Source organism: Thauera phenylacetica B4P, assembly GCF_000310225.1.
Taxonomy (GTDB): domain Bacteria; phylum Pseudomonadota; class Gammaproteobacteria; order Burkholderiales; family Rhodocyclaceae; genus Thauera; species Thauera phenylacetica.
Genome location: NZ_AMXF01000358.1, coordinates 1 through 2,824, shown reverse-complemented (window position 1 = coordinate 2,824; position 2,824 = coordinate 1). Strand labels below are relative to the sequence as shown.

Annotated in this window: 3 protein-coding genes; all 3 read right to left on the bottom strand. The window is 73.7% G+C overall.

What is annotated here, in order from left to right; translation table 11 throughout:
* Positions 1-573: HupE/UreJ family protein (locus C667_RS21855; protein ID WP_004384974.1), on the bottom strand; the 573-nt coding region annotated here is incomplete at its 3' end.
* A gap of 251 nt (positions 574-824) precedes the next feature.
* On the bottom strand, positions 825-2,168 hold the full coding sequence (locus C667_RS21850) for a sensor histidine kinase (protein ID WP_004384972.1): 1,344 nt from the start codon (positions 2,166-2,168) through the stop codon (positions 825-827).
* Positions 2,169-2,185: 17 nt separating this feature from the next.
* On the bottom strand, positions 2,186-2,824 hold a 639-nt coding region (locus C667_RS21845; RefSeq protein WP_004384971.1), incomplete at its 5' end, for a nickel-dependent hydrogenase large subunit.

Sequence of the window (2,824 nt, the reverse complement as noted above, 5' to 3'; positions counted from 1 at the left end):
GACGCCGGCGCCCGCGATCGCGCCACCGCCGACGCGCAGCGCGAGGCGGCCCGCACGCGTGTCGGGCAGCAGGCGGGCGAGGCCCAGGCCGGCCAGGTGCAGCGCCGCGGTGGCGAGCGCGAAGCCTGCGGTGTAGGCGAGGGCCGGGCCCGCGCCCATCTCGGCGTGGTGCGCGTGACCGTGGAAGAGCGCGAAGGCCGCCACCAGCGGCAGCGCCGCCGCAAGCGGAAGGCGGGCGAGGCGGGCGATCAGCACGCCGAGGACCAGCACCGACGTGGCGATGGCAGCCTCCACCGCGGGCAGGGCGATGCCGGCGGCGGACAGGGCGGCGCCGGCGAGCATCGCGAGCACGAAGCCGGTCGGCAGCATCCAGCGCGCGTCGCCGGGCTGGCGGGCGGCGAAGAGCCCCACCGCGAGCATCGCGAGCAGATGGTCGAGCCCGCCGAGCGGGTGCGCGAGGCCGCTGGCGAGGCTGGCCGCGCCATGGTCGGGGTGGGCGAGCGCCGGCGCTGCGGCGAGGGCGAACACGAGGGCCAGCGCGGGCGGGGCGAGGTGGCGGCGGAGGGCTTGCATGGGGGAGATTCCTTGACGGAGTGGATGCGGAGGAGCGGCTTGGGCGAGACGATCGCAAAGAAAGCTAACAAGTTGCGTGCCAGCCGCTCGGCTGCGCGCGCCTTGCCCGTCCGGCGCGGGATTGGCGAGGTGGTCGGTGCAAAGGCCTCTTGCGCATCGTGGGTCGAACCGAAATGCTCCTGACCGCCTCACGCCTCACGCCTCACGCCTCACGCCTCACGCCTCACGCCTCACGCCTCACGCCTCACGCCTCACGCCTCAGGCAGCGTCAGCACCAGCCGTGCGCCGCCCTCGGGCCGGTTCTCGGCGGCGAGCGTGCCGCCGTGGCGCTCGACGATGCCGTAGCTGATCGACAGCCCGAGGCCGGTGCCCTTGCCGACCGGCTTGGTGGTGAAGAAGGGGTCGAAGATGCGGCCGAGGATCTCCGCGGGGACTCCGGGGCCGTTGTCGTCGAAGCACATCCGCACGCGGCCCGCGTCGAGGCTGGCGGAGATCCGCAGCGTGGGCGGGGCCTCGCCCGCGCTGGCGGCGTCGCGCGCGTTCTCGATCAGGTTCGTCACCACCTGCTGGATGCGGCCGGGCGAGCCGCGCAGCGCGATCCGCGGCGGCAGCGCGAGCTCGACGCGGAAGTCCTCGCGCGCGGTCTTGCACACCCAGCGCACCGCACGCTCGACCACCTCCACCAGGTCGAAGTCCTCCACCTCGTCGCGGTCCATCGCCGAGAAGCGCTTGAGCCCGTCGACGATGGCGCGCGTGCGCTCGGCACCTTCGATCGTGCCCTCGATCAGCGAGGGCAGGTCGTCGAGGATGCGGTCGATGCGCAGGCTGCGGCGCGCGGCCTCGACCTCCTCGGCGTCCGCGCCGCGGTGGATGGTCCCCAGGTAGCCGGCGAGCCGGCCGGCATAGCGCTGCAGCGCATGCACGTTGCCGAGCACGAAGCTGATCGGGTTGTTGAGCTCGTGCGCCACCCCGGCGACGAGGCGGCCGAGCGAGGCCATCTTCTCGGCGTGCAGCAGCTGCTGCTGGGTGCGCTTGAGATCCTCGTGCGCCTCGTGCAGGGCCTGGTAGGCGCGGCGCAGCTCGCCCACCGGGCGGCCGGTCATCACCATGCCGAGCGACTTGCCGACCGCGTTGAAGCGCGGCGTGCAGTTCAGCGACACCGGCACCGCGCTGCCGTCGCGGGCGCGCAGCGGCAGCTCGCAGTCGTGCACCTCCTTCGCCCCCTGGCCGAACAGGCGGCGGCGCGCCTCCTCGGCCGCGAGCGGGTCGACGAAGAGCTCGAACAGGCTGGTGCCGCGCAAGGCGTCGACGCCGCGCCCGCAGAAGGCCTCGAGCGAGCGGTTGGCGTCCTGGATGATGCCGTGGCGGTCGCACACCAGCATGATGTCGGACATCGAGGTCAGCACCGACAGGATGAACTGCTGCGACTCCTCGAGCTTGGCGTTCTTCTGCTCGAGCGCGACCTCGTACTGGAGCAGGTCCGAGTAGACCTGATCCATCTTGTCGATGACCTCCATCCACACGTCCTCGCTCACGCCGACGATCTCGCCGGGGTGGGCGGTGTGGCGCAGGGCGTCGTCGGAAGGAGGGCTCATCGGCGGCGGTCCTCGGCTCAATGCACGGTGCACGCCATGCACGGGTCGAAGGAGCGCACCACGTGCTGGACCGCGAGCGGCACGCGTTCGTCCTCGCCCACCGGGGTGCCGACGAGCGCCTGCTCGAGCGCACCGGGCTGGCCGCCGGCGTCGCGCGGCGAGAAGTTCCAGGTCGTCGGGGCGACGATCTGGTAGTTGGCGATCACGCCCTTGCGCACCACCAGCCAGTGGCCGAGCGTGCCGCGCGCGGCCTCGACCAGGCCCGTCGCCTGCGCCTCGGCCGGCATCGCGCCGTGCCTGCAGAAGGGCTCGCCGGGCACGATCGCCTGCACCCACGCCTCCATGGCCGGCAGCACGCGGGCGAACTCGAGCGCGCGCGCGACCACCCGGGAGAGCACGTTGCCGCCGCCGCGTGCGACCAGGTCGCGCACCAGCGCATGGCCGTCGACCACCTGCCGGGCGAGCGCGCCGCACTCGAAGGCCTCGCCGCCGAGCCGCGGCGCCTTGCACCACGAGTAGGCGCCATCCTTGTCGGCGAGCGGTTCCGTGCGGCCCTCGAAGGGATGCAGCGCGGGGCCGTCGGGCAGCCAGGCGTGGCGGCCGTCCTCGCGGATCGCGGCCGGGTCGAACGCCTCCACGGCGGCGCTGCCCGCCCG